At 74.9% G+C, this 19,106-nt stretch carries 19 protein-coding genes; 13 read left to right on the top strand and 6 right to left on the bottom strand.

Annotated elements, in window-relative coordinates; genetic code table 11:
- Positions 1 to 24: 24 nt before the first annotated feature.
- The 4 genes from ABD223_RS00765 to bluB all read right to left on the bottom strand — a co-directional run bounded on the left by ABD223_RS00765 (position 25) and on the right by bluB (position 3,913).
- Positions 25 to 990: an alpha/beta fold hydrolase gene (locus ABD223_RS00765; protein WP_344033816.1), complete on the bottom strand. Its 966-nt coding sequence runs from the start codon at positions 988 to 990 to the stop codon at positions 25 to 27.
- A gap of 72 nt (positions 991 to 1,062) precedes the next feature.
- Positions 1,063 to 1,641 carry a TetR/AcrR family transcriptional regulator gene (locus ABD223_RS00760; RefSeq protein WP_344033815.1) on the bottom strand — a complete coding sequence of 193 codons (579 nt, stop codon included), beginning with the start codon at positions 1,639 to 1,641 and terminating at the stop codon, positions 1,063 to 1,065.
- A gap of 55 nt (positions 1,642 to 1,696) precedes the next feature.
- On the bottom strand, positions 1,697 to 3,205 hold the full coding sequence (locus tag ABD223_RS00755; protein WP_344033814.1) for a diguanylate cyclase: 1,509 nt from the start codon (positions 3,203 to 3,205) through the stop codon (positions 1,697 to 1,699).
- A 75-nt stretch (positions 3,206 to 3,280) separates the two neighbouring features.
- Entirely contained in the window at positions 3,281 to 3,913 is a 633-nt protein-coding gene (bluB, locus tag ABD223_RS00750) for a 5,6-dimethylbenzimidazole synthase (protein WP_344033813.1), read from the bottom strand.
- 84 nt (positions 3,914 to 3,997) lie between these two features.
- Between bluB and ABD223_RS00745 the strand changes: the two genes are divergently transcribed.
- On the top strand, positions 3,998 to 4,315 hold the full coding sequence (locus tag ABD223_RS00745; RefSeq protein WP_344033812.1) for a hypothetical protein: 318 nt from the start codon (positions 3,998 to 4,000) through the stop codon (positions 4,313 to 4,315).
- A gap of 91 nt (positions 4,316 to 4,406) precedes the next feature.
- Positions 4,407 to 4,565, top strand: a complete 159-nt coding sequence (locus ABD223_RS00740) for a hypothetical protein (protein ID WP_344033811.1) — start codon at positions 4,407 to 4,409, stop codon at positions 4,563 to 4,565.
- A gap of 4 nt (positions 4,566 to 4,569) precedes the next feature.
- Here the strand turns inward: ABD223_RS00740 and ABD223_RS00735 are convergent, their stop codons facing one another.
- On the bottom strand, positions 4,570 to 5,223 hold the full coding sequence (locus tag ABD223_RS00735; protein WP_344033810.1) for a histidine phosphatase family protein: 654 nt from the start codon (positions 5,221 to 5,223) through the stop codon (positions 4,570 to 4,572).
- A 75-nt stretch (positions 5,224 to 5,298) separates the two neighbouring features.
- On the opposite strand from ABD223_RS00735, the gene ABD223_RS00730 reads away from it, so the two are divergent.
- From ABD223_RS00730 to galT, 8 genes are all read left to right on the top strand, one after another.
- Positions 5,299 to 6,153, top strand: a complete 855-nt coding sequence (locus ABD223_RS00730; RefSeq protein ID WP_344033809.1) for a 3-hydroxyacyl-CoA dehydrogenase family protein — start codon at positions 5,299 to 5,301, stop codon at positions 6,151 to 6,153.
- 10 nt (positions 6,154 to 6,163) lie between these two features.
- Positions 6,164 to 7,291, top strand: coding sequence for a GNAT family N-acetyltransferase (locus ABD223_RS00725; protein ID WP_344033808.1), 1,128 nt, complete (start codon positions 6,164 to 6,166; stop codon positions 7,289 to 7,291).
- Between the two features lie 11 nt (positions 7,292 to 7,302).
- On the top strand, positions 7,303 to 7,914 hold the full coding sequence (locus ABD223_RS00720) for a trimeric intracellular cation channel family protein (RefSeq protein ID WP_344033807.1): 612 nt from the start codon (positions 7,303 to 7,305) through the stop codon (positions 7,912 to 7,914).
- 66 nt (positions 7,915 to 7,980) lie between these two features.
- Positions 7,981 to 8,676 carry a response regulator transcription factor gene (locus ABD223_RS00715; RefSeq protein ID WP_344033806.1) on the top strand — a complete coding sequence of 232 codons (696 nt, stop codon included), beginning with the start codon at positions 7,981 to 7,983 and terminating at the stop codon, positions 8,674 to 8,676.
- A complete protein-coding gene (locus ABD223_RS00710; RefSeq protein ID WP_344033805.1) occupies positions 8,673 to 10,097 on the top strand; it encodes a HAMP domain-containing sensor histidine kinase in 1,425 nt (474 codons plus the stop codon). The genes ABD223_RS00715 and ABD223_RS00710 overlap by 4 nt, the downstream gene beginning before the upstream one ends.
- A 123-nt stretch (positions 10,098 to 10,220) precedes the next feature.
- Positions 10,221 to 12,215: a beta-galactosidase gene (locus ABD223_RS00705; protein ID WP_344033804.1), complete on the top strand. Its 1,995-nt coding sequence runs from the start codon at positions 10,221 to 10,223 to the stop codon at positions 12,213 to 12,215.
- Between the two features lies 1 nt (position 12,216).
- Entirely contained in the window at positions 12,217 to 13,014 is a 798-nt protein-coding gene (locus ABD223_RS00700) for a DeoR/GlpR family DNA-binding transcription regulator (protein ID WP_344033803.1), read from the top strand.
- A complete protein-coding gene (gene galT, locus ABD223_RS00695) occupies positions 13,011 to 14,090 on the top strand; it encodes a galactose-1-phosphate uridylyltransferase (protein ID WP_344033802.1) in 1,080 nt (359 codons plus the stop codon). The genes ABD223_RS00700 and galT overlap by 4 nt, the downstream gene beginning before the upstream one ends.
- Before the next feature lie 35 nt (positions 14,091 to 14,125).
- Here galT and ABD223_RS00690 read toward each other — a convergent pair whose 3' ends face one another.
- Entirely contained in the window at positions 14,126 to 14,749 is a 624-nt protein-coding gene (locus tag ABD223_RS00690; RefSeq protein WP_344033801.1) for a proteophosphoglycan 5, read from the bottom strand.
- A 215-nt stretch (positions 14,750 to 14,964) separates the two neighbouring features.
- On the opposite strand from ABD223_RS00690, the gene ABD223_RS00685 reads away from it, so the two are divergent.
- From ABD223_RS00685 to ABD223_RS00675, 3 genes are all read left to right on the top strand, one after another.
- Positions 14,965 to 16,998, top strand: a complete 2,034-nt coding sequence (locus tag ABD223_RS00685; protein ID WP_344033800.1) for a trypsin-like peptidase domain-containing protein — start codon at positions 14,965 to 14,967, stop codon at positions 16,996 to 16,998.
- Positions 16,999 to 17,235: 237 nt separating this feature from the next.
- Entirely contained in the window at positions 17,236 to 17,967 is a 732-nt protein-coding gene (locus ABD223_RS00680; protein ID WP_344033799.1) for a response regulator transcription factor, read from the top strand.
- Positions 17,967 to 18,986, top strand: coding sequence for a sensor histidine kinase (locus ABD223_RS00675; protein WP_344033798.1), 1,020 nt, complete (start codon positions 17,967 to 17,969; stop codon positions 18,984 to 18,986). Before ABD223_RS00680 ends, ABD223_RS00675 begins: the two co-directional genes overlap by 1 nt.
- Positions 18,987 to 19,106 lie beyond the last annotated feature (120 nt).

Genomic DNA, 19,106 nt, shown 5'->3' with positions numbered 1-19,106 from the left:
CGACGACCCGGCCGGGCGCCCCGGTCACCGCCCGAGGAACGCCAGCAGCTCGCGGACCACCACCTCCGGCCGCTCCTCGGCGAGGTAGTGCCCGCTGTCCGGGACCACCACCAGCTCGGGCGCGACGGCGTGCCTGTGCAGCGCCGCCCCCAGGTGCTCCGGCGCGTCGGGGTTCGCGAGCCCGAGCACCGGCAGCGTGAGCCGCGGGTAGGTCTTGTGGTCCTCGACGTCCTGGCCGAACGCCTGGTACCAGCCGTTGGCCGCCCGGACCCGGTCGGCGGAGGAGTACGCGTGCGCGTAGATCGACCGGTCCCGGTCGGTGATGGCGCCCTGGTCCTTCAGCATCAGCTCGCAGAGGTGGTCCACCAGGGGCCGGAACCGGTCGGCGAGCAGCTGCTCGGGCAGCAGGCGGACCTGGTTGAAGGCGAACCACCAGAGGTGGAAGGCCTGCCCGGGGCGGGGCAGCAGGGTGAGGTCGTACAGGCTCTCGTCCGGGTGCGGCACGTCGAGCAGGGCGAGCCTGCGGACCGCTTCCGGGTGGTTGGCCGCGAGGCTGTGGCCGACCATCGCGCCGATGTCGTGGCCCGCGACGTCCACCGGCCCGAGGCCCAGCTCCCGGACCAGCTCCAGGACGTCGCGGGCCATGGTCTTCTTGTCGTAGCCGCCCGCCGGTGCGGCCGACCCGCCCATCCCGCGGATGTCCACGGCGATCACGCGGTGCCGCCGGGCCAGCGGCGGCATGACCTTGCGGAACTGCCACCAGGTCTGCGGCCACCCGCCCAGCAGCACCAGCGGTGAGCCCTCGCCGCCCACCACGTAGTGCAGGCGGGTGCCGTTGACCCGCGCGTACGCGCTGCGGAAGCCCAGGGAGCGGGCCAGCGCCGCGTCGTTCGGCACGGAAGCGGTGGCGGCAGGGGCGGCGGAGGCGGCTCCGGTCGCGGCCAGGGCGGCGGTCGTGAGGCCAGAGGTCAGCAGCGCTCGTCGGTCCACGGTGGACCCCCATTCTTGACTGGTCGTTCTATTATTAGGGCAGCACACGGCGAAAGAGGTCGCGCGAAGGGGCTAGTCGAGCACCGACAGGGCGTGGTGGACGGCGTCCCGCAGGCGTTGCGGGTCCGGCCGCTTGGCGATCACGCGGATGCCCTGCGCCAGCGTGACCAGGAACCGGGCCAGGGACCGCGGGTCCTGGTCCGCGCCCAGCTCGCCCTGGTCGCGGGCCCGTTCCAGGGCGCCCGCGATGGCCGACTCCAGGCCGTTGAGGCCGATGTCCACGCGCCGGCCCGCGGGCTCGTCGTGCGGCAGGCACTCGACGGCGGTGTTGGTGATGAAGCAGCCCTTGCCGTCGGGGTCGGCCAGCGCGTCCTCGGCGAACGAGCGGATCAGCTCCCGGACGGCGGGCAGCGCCGGGCCGGCCGGCGACAGCAGGTACGCGGTGCGGCCGCCGACCTGCTCGCAGTACCGGTCCAGCGCGCGCAGGTACAGCTCGTGCTTGGTGCCGAAGGTGGCGTAGATGCTGGCCCGGCCGATGCCCAGGTGGTCGACCAGGTCCTGGACGGAGGTCGCCTCGTAGCCCTTGCGCCAGAACAGGTCCAGCGCCGCCCGCAGCGCCACGTCCGGGTCGAACTCCTTGGTCCTGGCCACACCGTCACGCTAGCCAGAACGGAACGATCGGTCAAGAAACCTGCCCGGTGACGGGTCAGTTCCCGCTGACCAGCCCGGAGACCAGGGGCTCCACCTCGACGCGGTTGCGGCCGTGGCGCTTCGCCCGGTAGAGCGCCATGTCCGCGGCCGCGAACAACTGGTCCAGCTTGGCCGGCCCGGCGGCCACGCCGATGCTCACCGTGGGCCTCCGCACCGGGCCGAGCACCACGGTCCAGTCGTGGTCGTCGACCGCCGCGCGGATGCGCTCGGCCACCACCGGGCCCACGTCGCGGGAGCTGCCGCCCGCCTCGCCGAGCAGCACCACGAACTCGTCGCCCGCCCACCGCGCGACCAGGTCGTCGGACCGGCACTCGCGGCGCAGCAGCTGGGCGATCTCGCGCAGCGTCGCGTCGCCCGCCGCGTGCCCGGCGTCGTCGTTCACGCCCTTGAACCGGTCCACGTCCACCAGCACCAGCCACGGCAGGCGGCCCTTCGCGGCCGTGCTCTCCAGCAGGGCGGGCGCCGAGCGCTCCAGGCCGAGCCGGTTCGCCAGCCCGGTCAGCGGGTCCCGGGCCGCGGCCTCCTGCGCGGCGACCGCCAGCCGCTGGGCCTGCACGGCCACCCGCCGCTGCTCCAGCGCCTGCGCCAGGCCCTCCTGGAGCGTCTCGGTCGCGGTCCTGCTCGCCGCGACCGAGCAGCGCAGCGCCGCCGCCTCGCCGACGTGGTCGTTCATCCGCGCGCAGATGTCGGCCAGGTCCAGGGAGAACCGCAGCAGCAGCGACGGGTCGTTGATCGCCTCGGACGCGGCCACCGCCCGGCTGGCCAGCGTGCGGGCCTCGACCAGGTCGTCGCGCTCGCGGTGCACCACCGCCAGCACCCAGTTGGCCACCGCGAGCGCCCACTTGTCGTCGGCCTCCCGCGCCTGCCGCAGCGTCTCCCCGGCGTGCTCCTCGGCCTCGTCCAGCTCGCCGACGCCCGCGAGCGAACGGCTGTACGCGCCGAGCAGCGCGCGCCGCATCTGCTCGTCCACCGCCAGCTCCAAGCCCTCCCTGAGGTAGCCGCGGGCCTCCTCGAAGATCGCGGGCGCCACCTTGGGCGGCGAGGAGATGGCGCGGAAGTTCAGCGTGCCGCCCAGGCCCTGGAGGCAGTGGGCGAGCACCTCGCCGCCCGGCTCCGACGCCCGCGCCGCCCGCCGGGCCACCTGGACCGACAGCCGGAGCATGTCCACGGCCGCCCGCCGGTTGCCGATGCCCTCCAGCAGGTAGCCCAGCGCGTGCATGGCCCGCGCGGCGGCCGGCTTGTCGCTCGGCTCGCCGTCCAGGCCGGTCCAGCCCTCGGCGGCCAGCTCCAGGGCCAGCGGGATGCGGCCGAGGCGCCAGGCGAGCTTCGCCTGGTTGACCAGGGTCGCGGAGCGCTCCCAGCGGTCCGCGCCGGGCGGCACGCGGTTCACCACCCGGTCGAACAGGGTGTTCGCCTCCGCGAGCCGGCCGGCGTTCAGCAACTCCTTGACCTCTAGGTCCGGTTGCGACGCCTGCTCCGCGGCCAGTGGCTCTCGCTGCTCCACTCGTGCTGACACCCCATTCCGACTCGGCGGGACGGGTACGCGGGGCCCGCCCGCCGCCGGCACGGCTACCACAGGCTACCGGCCCGGACGCCGGGTGTACCGCTCCTCGTGGAGGACTTCTTCCAGCGGCATCCGGTTGCGCCACCCGTGCCGCTCCAGGTCGGGGGTGTCCGGGAGCCCCTCGACCGGTCCGAGGCACAGCCACGCCACCGGGCGCAGCGGCTGCGGCACGTCCAGCAGCCTGCGCAGCGCGTCCTCGCGGTAGAAGCTCACCCAGCCGACGCCCAGCCCCTCGGCGGTCGCGGCCAGCCACAGGTTCTGGATGGCCAGGCACACCGAGTAGAGGCCCGCGTCGGCGATGGCGTGCCTGCCCAGGACCGCGGGCGAGCCCCGCTCGGGGTCGTAGGTGACGACCACGCCCAGGGTGGACTCCAGGATGCCCTCGACCTTGATCCGGCCGAACAGCTCGGCCCGCTCGCCGTCGAGCTCGGCGGCGAAGACGCTGCGCTCGGCGTGGACGTGGTCGCGGAAGGCGCGCCGGGTCCGCTCGTCGCGCACGAGGATGAAGTCCCACGGCTGGGACAGGCCCACGCTGGGCGCGGCGTGCGCGGCGGTGAGCACCCGGCGCAGCACCTCGGGCGGGATCGGGGCGCCGGTGAACTCACCCCGGGTGTCCCTCCGGCGGTGCAGGACGTCGTAGAAGCTCATTCGGAGGATCGTGCCTCACGCGTTCCGGTGAACTCGTCGCGGACGGGGTGGCGTCCGTCTCAACCGGGCGTTCAATGGACGGTCGTGATCAACACAGCGCACGGGTCCGCGCTCGGTTTCGCCGGTGGCGTCGCGGTGACCGCGGCGGCGGGCAGTTGGCCGGTGGCCGCCCTGTTCCTGCTGGTCGTGGTGGTGGTCGCGGTCTCCTGGTGCACCACCCCGGCCGGTTCCCTGCTGACGGCGGTCCAGTGCTGGGGCCTGTACGCGAGCTTCGTCGTGGGGCACGAGGGGCACCTGTCGCCCGACTGGCCCGCGCTGCTCGTCCTCTGCGCGGCGGGCGCGGCCTCGCTCGGCGGCGGGGTGCGGCGGCGCTCGGGCGCGGGGGAGGCGCAACGTCTTTGAAATGACAATCGTTTTCGTTTGGGGTGACCGCCGCGGAGACCGTTGTCGTGGTGGTCGCCGGGACGGGTGCGCACGGGCTCGCCGAGGAGGTGTGGCGCGCCTCGCCGGGGTCGGTGCTCGTCCGGCACGACCTGCCGCGCCTGGCCGACGGCGTGGTGCGGCGCCGGTCACCGACGAGGAGCCGGCGCCGGCCGGCGAGCTGGAGTTCGCCGACCCGTTCGCCGGGCGGCACGAGCCGGAGGAGCTGTGACGGGCTAGCCGATCGGCCCCTGCGCCTCGCCGTCCGGCGAGGCGCGCCACTGGTCGAACGGCCGGTCCAGCCGCCACTCGCCGCCCGCGTTCGCCAGGACCCGGTCCTCGCACGTGTCGAGGTTGGACAGCGACTCGAACAGCTCGATGCTCCAGCCGAACAGCCGCCGGCACAGCAGGCGGATGGTCAGGCCGTGCGAGACCACCAGCGCGGTGGCCGGGTGGCCGGGCTCGCGCATCCGCGCCTCCAGGTCGGTGAGGAACGCGGCCAGCCGGTCGTCGACGTCCGCGCCCGACTCGCCGTTGGGCAGCCGGAAGAAGAAGTGGCCGAACGCGTGCCGCTGGTGCTTGAGCACCTCCTGCTGCACCGGGTCCTGGAGGTTGCCCCAGTCCTGCTCGCGCAGCCGGGGCTCGGCGACGGTCCGCTCGGCCTGCCCGCCCAGGTCCAGGTGCCGCAGGGTGCTGCGGGTGCGCACGTACGGGCTCACGTAGACCGCGACCCGCTCCCCGTCCAGCAGCCGCTTGACCCGCGGGCCGGCCTCGCGGGCCTGCCGCTCGCCGACCTCGGTCAGCGGGAGGGAGTGGTCGGGGATGCGGCAGTACGCCAGCTCGTCGACGTTGCCCAGGCTCTGGCCGTGGCGCAGCAGGATGATCCTCACGGGACCATGGTGCCTGGCGTCGGTGTTACAGTTTTCCGGAAAACCGGCCCACAGGTGTTATATGGAGGCGGTCCGATGATCTCCGTGGTGATCGGTGGCGGCACGATGGGCGCCGGGATCGCCCACCTCCTCCTCGCCGGCGGCCACGACGTGGTGCTGGTCGAGGCCGGTGCGGACCGGGTGCCCGCGGCGCGCCGGGCCGTCGAGGCGTCGCTGGGCAAGGCCGCCGAGCGCGGCAAGCTCGACGCCGACCCCCGCGAGCTGCTCGGCAGGCTCGCGGTCGTGGAGCGGCTGGAGCCGGTGGCCGACGAGCCGCTGACCGCCGGGCTGGCGTCCGCCGGGCTGGTCGTCGAGGCGGTGCCCGAGGACGCCGGGCTGAAGCGGCGCGTGCTGGCCGGCGCCGCGAGCGCCTGCCCCGACGCCGTGCTGGCGTCCAACACCTCGTCGCTGTCGATCTCCGCGCTGGCCGAGGGGCTGCCCGGCGAGCGGGTGCTCGGGATGCACTTCTTCAACCCCGTGCCGGTGCAGCGGCTGGTCGAGCTGGTCCACCACGACGGCGTGTCGGCCGAGGTGGTGGCCAGGGCCCGGACCTGGGCCGAGCAGCTGGGCAAGACCGTGATCGAGGTGCGGGACGCGCCCGGGTTCGCCACCTCGCGGCTCGGGGTCGCCGTCGGCCTGGAGGCGATCCGAATGCTGGAGGAGGGCGTGGCGAGCGCAGAGGACGTCGACACCGGCATGCGCCTGGGCTACGGCTGGCCGATGGGGCCGCTGCGGCTGACCGACCTGGTCGGCCTGGACGTGCGCCTCGCGATCGCCGAGCACCTGGCCGCCGAGCTGGGGCCCCGGTTCTCCCCGCCCGCGCTGCTGCGGGAGAAGGTCGCGGCCGGGCACCTCGGGCGCAAGACCGGCCAGGGGTTCTTCACCTGGTAGGCGGGGACGGGTGCTGATCCGCGAGCTGACCGGCGACGACGCCGAGCGGGTCGCCCGCCTGCGCCGGGTGGCGCTCGGCCGGTCCGACCCGGTGGAGGTGCGCCCCGGTGTGCGCGGGCTGGTCGCCGAGCTGGGCGGGCGGGTCGCGGGCGCGCTCACGATCAGGGAGTTCCACCAGTTCTGGGGCGGCGCGACCGTGCCGATGGGCGGGATCGGCGGGGTGGCCGTCGACCCGCGGGCGCGCGGCCGGGGCGTGGCGGGCGCGCTGCTCGACGCCGCGCTGCGCGACCTGCGGGAACGCGGCCAGGCGCTGTCCGCGCTCCACGCCGCCGTGCCCGCGCCGTACCGGTCGCGCGGGTGGGAGCGGGCCGGGGTGTTCGAGCACCTGGAGGTCCCGCTCGACCGGGTGCCCGCCGGTCCCCGGCTCGCCACCCGCCCGGCGGAGGAGGGCGACGCGGCGGCCCTGCACGCCTGCTACTGCGACCTCGCGTCCACGGTCGACGGGATGCTCGACCGCGGCGCGCCCGCCGTCGACGCGCGGGACGTGCTGGGGCACGACGTGGTGTCGGTGGCGCCCGGCCACGACGGCGAGGTCCGCGGCTACCTGGCCGCCGGGCGCGACGACGGGGTGCTGCGGGTGCGCGACCTGGTCGGGCGGGACGCGGCGACCCAGCTCGGGCTGCTGGGCGAGGTGCGCCGCCGGGCCGGGTCGCTGGAGCGGGTGTCCCTGCGGGTCACCGACCCCGCGACCACCTGGCTGCTGACCGACCGGGCGATCGGGTTCACCACGACCACGTCCGCCTGGCTGTTGCGGGTGGTGGACCTGCCGGCCGCCGTGGCGGCGCGCGGGTGGCCCGCCGCCGAGGGGCTGGACGCCGTCGTGGACCTGGAGGTCGTCGACGGGCACGCGCCGTGGCACGCGGGCAGGCGGCGGCTCGTGGTGGAGGGCGGCCGGGTGCGCGTGGAGGCGGGCGGCAGCGGCGCGGTGCGGCTGCACGCCCGCGCGCTCGGGCCCTGGTTCGGCGGCGCGCAGGGCGGCCACGCGCTGCGGCGCGCGGGCCTGCTGGACGGTGACGCCCGGGTGCTCGATCGGCTGGTCGGGGCGCCGGGCGTCCCCCGCCTGGCGGACTTCTTCTAACCTGACCACCCGTGCTGCTCGCCGCGCTGGAGCTGGTCGGGATCGCCGCGTTCGCCGCCTCGGGGGCGGTCGCGGCGGTGCGGGCCCGGCTGGACGTGTTCGGCGTCACCGTGCTGGCCCTGACCACGGCGCTGGGCGGCGGCACGATCCGGGACGTCCTGCTCGGCGTGCACCCGCCGGCCGCCCTGGTGAACTGGCCCTCCCTGGCCGTCGCCGGCGTCACCGGGCTGGTGGTCTTCCGGTTTCACCCGACCGTGGCCAGGCTGCGCCGGGCCGTGCTGCTGCTCGACGCGTTCGGCCTCGGCCTGTTCGTCACGGCGGGCACCACCACCGCGCTGGCCCTGGGCGCGCCGCCGTACGCGGCGTGCCTGGTCGGCATGACCACGGGCATCGGCGGCGGCGCGCTGCGGGACGTGCTGCTGCGCGAGATCCCGCTGGTCCTGAGGCGGGAGATCTACGCGGTGGCGGCGCTGGCGGGCGCGGTCGTCGTCGTGCTCGGCGACCGGTTGGACCTGCCGCCGGCCCCGGTGAGCCTGGTCGGGTCGGCCCTGATCGTGGGCCTGCGGCTGATCGCCCTGTGGCGCGACTGGAACGCGCCCGTGCCCCGGGAAATTGACGGGTAAAAACTTGACGGGCAGCTCACACGGGCTTCTCAGGCGACTCTCAGGACCACCGGCGAAACTGACCCCATGCGCATCCTCGTTGTCGACGACGACCGGGCCGTGCGGGAGTCGCTCCGGCGCTCGCTCCAGTTCAACGGCTACCAGGTGGACCTGGCCGGTGACGGCCGGCAGGCCTTGGAGTCCGTCGTCAACCAGCGCCCCGACGCCATGGTGCTGGACGTGATGATGCCGCGCCTGGACGGGCTGGAGGTGTGCCGCCGGCTGCGCAGCACCGGCGACGACCTGCCGATCCTCGTGCTCACCGCCCGCGACGCCGTGTCCGACCGGGTGTCCGGGTTGGACGCCGGCGCGGACGACTACCTGCCCAAGCCGTTCGCGCTGGAGGAGCTGCTGGCCCGGCTGCGGGCGCTGCTGCGGCGGGCCGCGCTGGACGACGCGAAGGAGGAGTCGGCGGGCGCGGTGCTGCGGTTCGCCGACCTGGAGCTGGACCCCGGCACGCGCGACGTCCGCCGCGGCGAGCGGCCGATCAGCCTGACCAGGACCGAGTTCGCGCTGCTGGAGCTGTTCCTGGCGCACCCCAAGCAGGTGCTCACGCGCGGCCGGATCCTGGAGGACGTCTGGGGCTACGACTTCCCGACCTCGGGCAACGCCCTGGAGGTCTACGTGGGCTACCTGCGCCGCAAGACCGAGGCCGAGGGCGAGCCGCGGCTGCTGCACACCGTGCGCGGCGTCGGCTACGTGCTGCGGGAGACCCCTCCGTGATCGACGCGGCCAACGGGCGGTTGCAGCGGGTCTCGCTGCGGGCCCGGGTCACGCTGCTCGCCGCGTTCTGCGTGGCGGGCGCCGTGGCCGTCGTCTCGCTCGGCGCCTACATGACCGTGAGCCGGAACCTGCACGACCAGCTGGAGTCCAACCTCCGGCAGCGGGCGCAGGCGGCGGTCACCGCCCCCAAGGTCAACAACGACGTGTCGGAGATCCCCGGCGCCTTCCTGGCCGCGGGCGACATCCGGATCGGCGTGCTGGACACCTCCGGGCAGATCTACTTCCCGAAGGGCACCAGCCCGCCGCCGACGCAGCCGGGTGACCTGGACGTGGCGCGCGGGGTGGCGCTGGAGAGCTTCTGGACCGACGTGCGCTCGGGCTTCCAGGTGCTGACCCTGCCCTACGGCGACGGGCAGGCGATGGTGGTCGCCCAGTCCACCAAGCCGCTGAACACCACGCTGGGCAAGCTGTCCGTGGTGCTGTTCGTGATCAGCGGCATGGGCGTGCTGGTCGCGGCGGTGGCCGGCACGGCGGTGGCGCGCACGGGCCTGCGGCCGGTGCAGCGGTTGACCGAGGCCACCGAGCGGGTCGCGCTGACCGGCGACCTGCGGCCGATCCCGGTGTCCGGCGACGACGAGCTGGCGCTGCTGTCGCAGCGGTTCAACGCGATGCTCGGCGCGCTGGCCGAGTCGCAGGAGCGGCAGCGCAGGCTGGTCGCCGACGCGGGGCACGAGCTGCGCACGCCGCTGACGTCCATGCGCACCAACCTGGAGCTGCTGCTGGCCTCGGAGCGGCCCGGCTCGCCGACGCTGGCGGACGAGGACAAGGCCGAGATCCACGCCGACGTGCGCGCCCAGCTCGACGAGCTGACCACGCTGATCGGCGACCTGGTGGAGCTGGCCCGCGAGGACGCGCCGCAGGTCGTGCACGAGCCGGTGGACCTGGTCGAGGTGGTGGAGCGCGCGCTGGACCGGGCGAAGCGGCGCGCGTCGGACGTGCGGTTCATCGTGGACGTGCAGCCGTGGTCGCTGCTGGGCGACTCGTCGGCGCTGGAGCGCGCGGTGCTGAACCTGCTGGACAACGCGGTGAAGTTCAGCCCGGCGTCGGGCGTGGTGCGCCTGGGGCTGCGGCAGCTCGGCGACGGCAGCGCGGTGGTCGAGGTGGCGGACTCCGGTCCGGGCATCGCGGACGACGACCTGCCGCACGTGTTCGAGCGCTTCTACCGCTCGCAGGAGGCGCGGACGCTGCCCGGCTCCGGGCTGGGGCTGGCGATCGTCAAGCAGGTCGCGGAGCGCCACGGCGGCGCCGCGTACGCGGGCAGGTCGCCGGAGGGCGGCGCGCTGTTCGCGCTGCGGCTGCCCGGCCGGCCCGCGCCGCTGGCGTCCGCGGTCAACGCCTCGTCGGGTGAAGCACCTCGGTAAACCGAACACAGAGCAAACAAGACTCACCAGCGTGTGGCGTGCTTTCTGGTATGTGCCGGTTCCGGCGAGTGCTCTTGTTGGAGTGTGTTGACGTTTGCGCGCTCGATCGAGCACCCTTGCGGCATGATGACATGGCCCACCGGTGCGCGCGGCCTGGCGTGGGGCGCCGACTACAACCCCGAGCAGTGGCCCGAGCCGGTGTGGGAGCAGGACGTCGCGCTGATGCGGCGGGCCGGGGTGAACCTGGTCAGCGCCGGCATCTTCTCGTGGGCCCTGCTGGAGGTCGAGGAGGGCCGCTACGAGTTCGGGTGGCTCGACCGCGTGCTCGACCGGCTGCACGCCGGCGGCGTCCGGGTCGACCTGGCCACCGCGACCGCCGCGCCGCCGCCGTGGCTGACCGGCTCGCACCCGGAGGTCCTGCCGGAGACCGCCGACGGCGTGCGGCTGTCCCACGGCTCCCGGCAGTCCTACTGCCCGACCTCGGCCGTCTACCGGGAGAAGGCCGTCGCGCTGGCCCGCGCCCTGGCCGAGCGGTACCGGGACCACCCGGCGCTGGCCGCCTGGCACGTCGGCAACGAGTACGGCTGCCACGTGTCCCGCTGCTACTGCGACCGGTGCGCGGTGGCGTTCCGCGAGTGGCTGCGCGCCCGGCACGGCGACCTGGGGGCGCTGAACGAGGCGTGGGGCACGGCGTTCTGGAGCCAGCGCTACACCTCGTGGGACCAGGTCCTGCCGCCGCGCGCCACGCCGTCCCTCGGCAACCCCGGCCAGCTGCTCGACTTCGACCGGTTCTCCTCCGACGCCCTGCTGGAGCTGTTCAAGGCCGAGCGGGACGTCCTGCGCGAGGTCACCCCCGACGTGCCGGTGACCACCAACTTCATGGTGACCTGGACGTTCGGCGCGCTGGACTACTGGCGGTGGGCCGCCGAGGTCGACTTCGTGTCCAACGACCACTACACCCGCGCCGAGGACCCCGAGCGGCACGTCGAGCTGGCGTTCTCCGCGGACCTGGTGCGCGGGCTGGCCGGCGGGCGGCCGTGGCTGCTCATGGAGCACTCGACCTCGGCGGTGAACTGGCAGCGGCGCAACCTCGCCAAGCTGCCGGGCGAGCTGCGGCGCAACTCGTTCCAGCACGTCGCCCGCGGCGCGGACGGCACGCTGTTCTTCCAGTGGCGGCAGTCGCGGGCGGGCGCGGAGCGCTACCACTCGGCGATGGTCCCGCACGCGGGCCCGGACACGAAGGTGTTCCGCGAGGTCGAGCGGGTCGGCGCCGAGTACGCGCGGCTGGCCGAGCTGGCCGGCTCGACCGTCGACGCGTCCGTGGCCCTGGTCTACGACTGGCAGTCGCGGTGGGCGCTGGAGCAGCCCGCGCACCCCACGGCCGACTTCTCGTACCAGGGCAACGCCCTGGCGCTGTACCGCGCGCTGTGGCGGGCCGGGGTGACGGTCGACTTCGTGCCGCCCGGCGCGGACCTGTCCCGGTACGCGGCGGCCGTGCTGCCCGCGCTGTACCTGGTGGACGACGCCGCGCCCTACGAGCGCTACGTCGAGGGCGGCGGCCGGCTGCTGGTGACCTACCTGTCCGGCGTCACCGACGGCCGCGGCCACGTGCACCTCGGCGGCTACCCCGGCGCGTTCCGCGACCTGCTGGGCGTGCGGACCGAGGAGTTCTTCCCGCTGGGCGAGGGCGCGGCCGTGTCGCTGGACGACGGCTCCTCGGCGCGCGTGTGGACCGAGGACCTGCGGGCCGAGGGCGCGGAGGTGCTGGCCTCCTACGTCGACGGGCCGCTGCCCGGCGTGCCCGCGGTGACCCGCAACGACCGCGGCGCGGGCGCCGCCTGGTACCTGGCGTGCGGCCTGGTCGGCGACGGGTTGGACCGGTTGGTCCAGGACGTGCTGGACCACGCGGGCGTGCCGCGCGGCGTGGCGGGCGTCGAGGTCGTCCGCCGCCGGGGTGAGCGGGCGGGCGCGCCCGTATCGTGGCTGGTCGCGGTGAACCACGGGGGCGGCGACGCGGAGCTGCCCGCGGTGGGCGTCGAGCTGCTGACCGGTGAGCGCGTCACCGGGCGGGCGGTCGTGCCCGCCGGCGGCGTGGTCGTGCTCAGGGAAGAGGAGTGACGTGCTGGCGCGGCAGAGGCAAGCGGTGATCCTGGAGGAGGTCCGCCGGACCGGCGCGGTGCGGGTGAGCGACCTGGTGGTGCGGCTCGGCGTCTCCGACATGACGGTGCGCCGCGACCTGGACGTGCTGGCCACCCGCGGTCTGGTGGAGAAGGTCTACGGCGGCGCCACGTCCGTGGTCGGCCGCAGCACCGACGAGCCCGGCTTCGAGGCCAAGTCCGTCCGGCAGCTGCCGGAGAAGGAGGCCATCGCCGCGTTCGCCGCGGGCCTGGTGCGCCCCGGCACCGCGATCGGCCTGTCCGCCGGCACCACCACGTGGACGCTCGCCCGGTTCCTGGACGACATCCCGGACCTGACCGTGGTGACCAACTCGACCCGGGTCGCCGACGTGCTCCAGCAGAGCGGGCGCACCGACCGGACCGTGGTCCTCACCGGCGGGGTGCGCACGCCGTCGGACGCCCTGGTCGGGCCGGTGGCCGTGCAGGCGCTGCGGTCGCTGCACCTGGACGTGGTGTTCCTGGGCGTGCACGGCATGGCCGAGCGCTCCGGCTTCACCACGCCCAACCTCGACGAGAGCGAGACCGACCGCGCGCTGGTCGACGCGGCGGGCCGCGTGGTGGTGGTCGCGGACCACACGAAGTGGGGAACCGTCGGCATCTCCACGATAGCCGCGCTCGACGAGGCGGACGTGCTGGTGACCGACGGGGGTTTGCCCGAGCAGGCTCGGGTAGTGCTGGGGGAGCAGGTCGGTGAACTGGTCCTGGCGCACGTGCCGGGGCGGGGAGAGGAACTGGCGTGAGGCGCACGGCGGGCAAGCTCGCGGACGGCCGGGAGATCATCTACTTCGACGACACCCCGGACGCGCCACCGCGCGACGCGGTGGACACCCGGGACCTGCCGCGCACGCAGCCCCTCTCGGAGGTGCGGCGCGACCCGCTGACCGACGAGTGGGTGGCGATGGCGGCGCACCGGCAGACGCGCACCTACAAACCGCCGGCCGACCTGTGCCCGCTGTGCCCGTCGACACCGGACAAGCCGACCGAGGTCCCCGAGCCGTCCTACGACGTGGCCGTGTTCGAGAACCGGTTCCCGTCCTTCGCGGAGAGCGTGCCGGACCTGCCCGCCACCGTGGACGGGATGCCGATGGTGGCGCGGGCCGCCGGGCGCGGCCGGTGCGAGGTCGTGTGCTTCACCTCCGACCACAACACCTCGTTCGGGCAGCTGCCGGTGTCGCGGGTGCGCACGGTGGTCGACGTGTGGGCGGACCGCACCTCCGCGCTGGGCGCGCTGCCGGGCGTCGAGCAGGTCTTCCCGTTCGAGAACCGGGGCGAGGAGATCGGCGTGACCCTGCACCACCCGCACGGGCAGGTGTACGGCTACCCGTTCGTGACGCCCAAGACCGAGCGGATGCTGTCGGTGGCGGCGCGGTACCGGGAGGCGCACGGCCGGCCGCTGGTGGGCGACGTGCTGGCGGCCGAGCGCGCGGCCGGCTCGCGGGTGGTGGCGGAGGGCGCGCACTGGACGGCGTTCGTGCCCGCCGCGGCGCGCTGGCCGGTCGAGGTGCACCTCGTGCCGCACCGGCAGGTGCCCGACCTGCCCGCGCTGACCGACGACGAGCGGGACGACTTCGCCGCGCTGTACCTGACCGTGCTGCGCCGCATGGACGCCCTGCACGACCGGCCGCTGCCCTACATCGCCGCGTGGCACCAGGCGCCCGTGCGGACCGGGCGCGACCTGGCGTGGCTGCACCTGGAGGTGTTCTCGGTGCTGCGGACCGCGGACAAGCTCAAGTACCTGGCGGGCTCGGAGTCCGGCATGGGCGTGTGGATCAACGACGCGACGCCCGAGCAGGTCGCGGAGCGCCTGCGCGGCTAGGGCCTGCGCTGCCGGGTGTTCGGGCGCTGCGGTGTTCAGGCGCTGCGGTGGTCCGGTGGTCCGGTGTTCAGGAACGCCCGCGCGGCGGCCGCGCCGGCCCTCGCGTCCAACCCGGGGCCGACGACGGCGGCCACCAGCTCCTCGGTGACGTCGGCGTCGGCCGCGACCAGCGCGTCGACGGCGGCGCCACCGGCGTGGCCCCGCGTGAACTCGTCGATCAGCTCGCGGCAGCGCGCCTCGTCGGCGAACGGCGGGTTCACCGAGTCGAAGCCGTCGTCGGCGTCGTAGTCGGCGCGCCGCCAGGCGCCGTCCTCGAAGCCGTAGGCGAAACCGACCCACAGCCCGGCCTCCTCGGCCGCCCGCACCGGCGGGGCCCACCAGTCGGGCGCGCCGGCCAGGAGGTCGGTCTCCGGTTCGCCGAAGTACTCGGCGGCCCGGTTGTGGTAGGTCTCGGAGTACTCGTGGTCGTGCCCGAGCAGCACGGCCCGGCCCGCGCCGACGTGGACCAGGTCGGCCCAGTTGCCGCCGCCGTCGTCGTAGTGCCACGTGGAGCCGGCGGCGTGGCAGCTGTCGCCCCACCCGCGGGCGGCGCAGACCGCGGCGAACGCGGCCCACCGCGCCCTCATCCACACCGGGTCGGGCAACTGCACCTCTCGCATGCGGACATGATCCCAGCAGGTGGTCGTCACGGTGCGTGAACCCGCTGTGGCCGGGGTTTCACCCTCGCGGTCGGTGATCACGCGGGTGCGCCCTGACGTGGGCTTCCGGCCGGTGGTGCGGAGTTCGCCGCTTTCCGGGGGTCGGCCCCGGACTCACAACTGATGCCCAGTTTCGTTTAAGGCTCCTCTCAGGCGGAAACCGCAGAGTTGTGGACATGACCGAGAGCGAGCAGCCGCGCGACTCCCAGCAGCCGAGCCCGTGGGCCCGTGGTGGCGCCGAGCAAGGTCGTGGAAACGCCGGCTACCAGCAGCAGGGTGCTGGTCAGCCGGACACCGACGGACCGGCGGCAGGGGCCGGTCGGTCGGGCACCGGGTCGGCGGGCGCTGTGCAGGGCAGCGCCGGCCACCCGGATGACTTCGGCTCACCGGCGTTCGCCGCCGGTCAGCCGGCTGCCGGGTCGTCCGCGTGGGAGAGCGCGGGCCGCCCGGAGGACTCCGACCCGTCGGCCTCGGCCGCCCGGTCGGCCACCGGGTCGGAGGGCGCCGTGCAGGGCGGCGCCGACGAACCCGGCTCAGGTTCGACCGGCGCCGTGCAGGGCGGCGCGGGTCAGACCGCGTTCGGTTCGGCGGGTGGCGTGCAGGGCGCCGCCGGTCGGACCACCTCCGGTGTGGCCGGCGCCGTGCAGGGCGGCGCCGGCCACACCCCCTCCTCTTCGGCCGGGGTCGCGCAGGGCGACCCGGGTCAGGTTGCGTTCGGTCCGGCCGGCGCCGTGCAGGGCGGCGCAGGTCAGACCGGCTTCGGTTCGGCCGGGGTCGCGCAGGGCGACCCCGGCCAAGCCTCGTTCGGTTCGGCCGGGGTCGCGCAGGGCGGCGCAGGTCAGACCGCGTTCGGTTCGACCGGCGCCGTGCAGGGCGGCGTCGGTCGGACCGGGACCGGCTCGTTCGGCGCCGCGCAGGGCGGCGCCGGGGTGCCGGGAACCGGGGCGGGAGCCTGGCAGGGAGGCTTCCACCCCGGTCAACCCGGTCCGCACGGCGTTCCGCAGACTCACGCCGCCGCGGACCACGGCTCGCCGTCGTCCACCCCTTCGGGCCCGGCGCAGCCGTCCGGGCCCGGCCAACCGGGTTCGCCCGGCGGGCCGGGCCCCTACTACGCACTGCCCGGATCGGTCGTGCCCGCCCCGCGACGGGGTCGGGGGAAGGTGGTCGCGGGAGTCGCCGCGCTCGTGCTCGCCGTGGGCGGCGTGGCCGGCGGGGTCGGCGGCTACCTCGGCTACGAGGCCGCCGAGCAGTCCGGGCCGGTGGTCAACGCGCTCAACCAGGTCCCACCCGCCCAGCAGACCAACTCCTCGCCCGACGGCTCCATCGAGCAGGTGGCGGCCAAGGTGCTGCCCACGGTGGTGCAGGTGCAGGTGCAGGGCGGCGCGGGTTCCGGCTTCGTGCTCAGCTCGGACGGCCTGGTCCTGACCAACAACCACGTGGTCGAGTCCGCCGCGAACGGCGGCGCGATCCGGGTGCTGCTCCAGGACGGCCGGTCGTTCGACGCCCGCATGATCGGCCGCGACCCGACGTCCGACCTGGCCGTGGTCAAGGCCGAGGGCGTCACCGACCTGCCGGTCGCCGAGCTGGGCAACTCCGGCGACCTCAGGATCGGCCAGCAGGTGGTGGCCGTCGGTTCGCCGTTCGACCTCAACGGCACGGTGACCAGCGGCATCGTCAGCTCGCTGAACCGGCCGGTGAGCGCCGGCAGCGAGCGCGGCGGGCAGGCGACCGTGCTCAACGCCATCCAGACCGACGCCGCGATCAACCCCGGCAACTCGGGCGGCCCGCTGGTGGACATGCGGGGCAGGGTCATCGGCATCAACTCGGCCATCTACAGCCCGAACACCAGCCAGTCCCAGGCCGGTTCGGTCGGCATCGGCTTCGCCATCCCGATCGACCAGGCCCGCCGCACCGCCACGGAGCTGTCCGAGACCGGCAAGGCCACCCAGACCGTGCTGGGCGTGCAGGTGACCGACGCCGCCGAGGGCGGCGCGCAGGTCAGCGAGGTCACCTCGGGCAGCGCCGCCGCGTCGGCCGGCATCCAGGACGGCGACGTGATCACCAAGTTCGGCGACCGCCCCATCGACAGCTCCGACGCCCTCGTGGCGGCCGTCCGCTCCCGGGCGCCGGGCGACAAGGTGCAGCTCACCACCGACGACGGCCGCACCGTGGAGGTCACGCTCGGCGGCCAGACCGTCGAGGTGCGCTAGAAACCCCCGGACACCGGCTCACGTGCCCCGAGCCGGTACCGAGGCCGCATTCCGACAGGTCCCCCCTCACCTGTCGGCGTGCGGCCTCCTGCTGTCGCCGCCGCCTTCGTGACCGCCGGTCGGTGCCGGGCCGCCGGATCGCGGCGCGGCAGGTGGTGCTCGTGCCCGTGCGGCGGCGATCATGGCCGACGACGTGGGCGGTGGACCGCCTCCTGCCGACCGGACCGGTGAGGCGTGGTGGAAGAAGCAGTCGGACGGGTGCTCGTCGTGGACGACGACGTGACGGTGCGCGACGTCGTGCGCCGGTACCTGGAGCTGGCCGGGCACGAGGTCGAGCTGGTCGGTGACGGCGAGTCCGCGCTGCGCCGGTTCGCGGAGCGCGAGCCGGACCTCGTGGTGCTGGACCTGATGCTGCCCGGCGTGGACGGGCTGGAGGTGTGCCGGCGGTTGCGGGAGCGCAGCGCGGTGCCGGTGGTGATGCTCACCGCGCGCGGCGAGGAGGAGGACCGGATCGCCGGGCTCCGGCTGGGCGCGGACGACTACGTGACCAAGCCGTTCAGCCCGCGCGAGCTGGCTCTGCGCGTGACCTCGGTGCTGCGGCGGTCGGGGGTGCTGCGGCGGTCTGGGGTGTTGGGGCGGTCGGGGGTGTTGCCGGCGCGGTCGCCGTCGTTGCTGGTCGACGGCGCGCTGAGGGTCGACGTGGGCGCGCGGTCGGCGGAGCTGGGCGGGCGCGAGCTGGCGCTGACCACCCGCGAGTTCGACCTGCTGGTGTTCTTCCTGAACCACCGCGGCACCGCGTTCGACCGCGCCGAGCTGCTGTCGCGGGTGTGGGGCTGGGAGTTCGGCGACCAGTCCACCGTGACCGTCCACGTGCGGCGGCTGCGGGAGAAGGTGGAGGAGGACCCGGCGAGGCCGGAGCGCATCGTGACCGTGTGGGGCGTGGGCTACCGGTACGGCGGCGGTGCGTGATGCTGGTCGAGATCGGGCACATCCTCCCGTACGCGGTGCTGTTCTCGCTGCCGCTGGCGCTGCTGGGCGCGGCCGTGCTGCGGCGGCTGTCGCGCGGGTCGCTGACCACCGCGCTGGCCGTGCTGGGCGTCGTGCCGGTGGTGTCGACCATCGGTGGCGTGCTGGCGGTCAGCGGGTTCATGTTCACCCCGATGCTGCTGACGACGCTGCTGGTCTGCCTGCTGGTGGCGGTGGTGACGGTGCCGACGGCGGTGCTGCTGGGGCGGGCCCTGGCGCGGCGCAGCGTGTGGGAGCGGGAGGCGAGGGCCCGGGAGCGGGCCGCCGAGGCGTCGCGGCGCGAGCTGGTCGCGTGGATCAGCCACGACCTGCGCACGCCGCTGGCCGGCATCCGGGCGATGGCCGAGGCGCTGGCGGACGGCGTGGTGGCGGAGCCGGGGGAGGTCGCCGACTACGCGGCGCGGATCTCGGGCGAGGCGTCGGCGCTGTCCGGGATGGTGGACGACCTGTTCGAGCTGTCCCGGATCACCGCGGGCGCGTTGCGGCTGACGCTGTCCGAGGTGCCGCTGGCGGACGTGGTGAGCGAGGTGGTGGCGGCGGAGGGCCCGGTGGCGTCGCGCAAGGGCGTGGTGCTGGAGACGGGTGCGGCGACCTGGCCGGTGGTGCTGGGCAGCGACCCGGAACTGGCGCGGGTGGTGCGCAACCTGCTGTCCAACGCGATCCGGCACACCCCGCCGACCGGCACGGTGACCGTGCGGGTCGACGCGGAGGGCGCCTCGGCGCTGCTGCGCGTCGACGACTCGTGCGGAGGCATCCCGGAAGCCGATCTGCCCAGGGTGTTCGAGGTGGCGTTCCGGGGCGCGCCGCACCGGCAACCGGTGGGTGGCGGGCTCGGGCTGGCGATCGCACGCGGCCTGGTGGAGGCGCACCGGGGGACGATCACCGCCCACAACCACGGCCCGGGTTGCCGCTTCGAGGTGCGCCTGCCGCTCAGCGCGGCCGACCGGCAGCGCACCGCGTGACCCCGGGGTGGTCGCTCGGGGCAGCGGGGGTGGCGGCGAACCGCTGAACGCGCACGCCTACGCCCAAGCCCAAGCCCAAGCCGATGCCCAAGCCTACGCGCCCCCCCGCGCCCGCTCTCC

Origin of the sequence: Saccharothrix xinjiangensis, assembly GCF_039527585.1 — a bacterium.
Taxonomy (GTDB): domain Bacteria; phylum Actinomycetota; class Actinomycetes; order Mycobacteriales; family Pseudonocardiaceae; genus Actinosynnema; species Actinosynnema xinjiangensis.
Note: the sequence above shows the minus strand (reverse complement) of the source record. Positions and strands in the feature narration are given on the sequence as shown.

Coding starts and splice junctions, on each gene's coding strand:
- bluB (WP_344033813.1), bottom strand. CDS start 3,913: ATGAGCTTCTACGACGTCCTGCACCGCCGGAGGGACACCCGGGGTGAG.
- ABD223_RS00730 (WP_344033809.1), top strand. CDS start 5,299: ATGATCTCCGTGGTGATCGGTGGCGGCACGATGGGCGCCGGGATCGCC.
- ABD223_RS00715 (WP_344033806.1), top strand. CDS start 7,981: ATGCGCATCCTCGTTGTCGACGACGACCGGGCCGTGCGGGAGTCGCTC.
- ABD223_RS00705 (WP_344033804.1), top strand. CDS start 10,221: ATGATGACATGGCCCACCGGTGCGCGCGGCCTGGCGTGGGGCGCCGAC.
- ABD223_RS00690 (WP_344033801.1), bottom strand. CDS start 14,749: ATGCGAGAGGTGCAGTTGCCCGACCCGGTGTGGATGAGGGCGCGGTGG.
- ABD223_RS00685 (WP_344033800.1), top strand. CDS start 14,965: ATGACCGAGAGCGAGCAGCCGCGCGACTCCCAGCAGCCGAGCCCGTGG.
- ABD223_RS00675 (WP_344033798.1), top strand. CDS start 17,967: ATGCTGGTCGAGATCGGGCACATCCTCCCGTACGCGGTGCTGTTCTCG.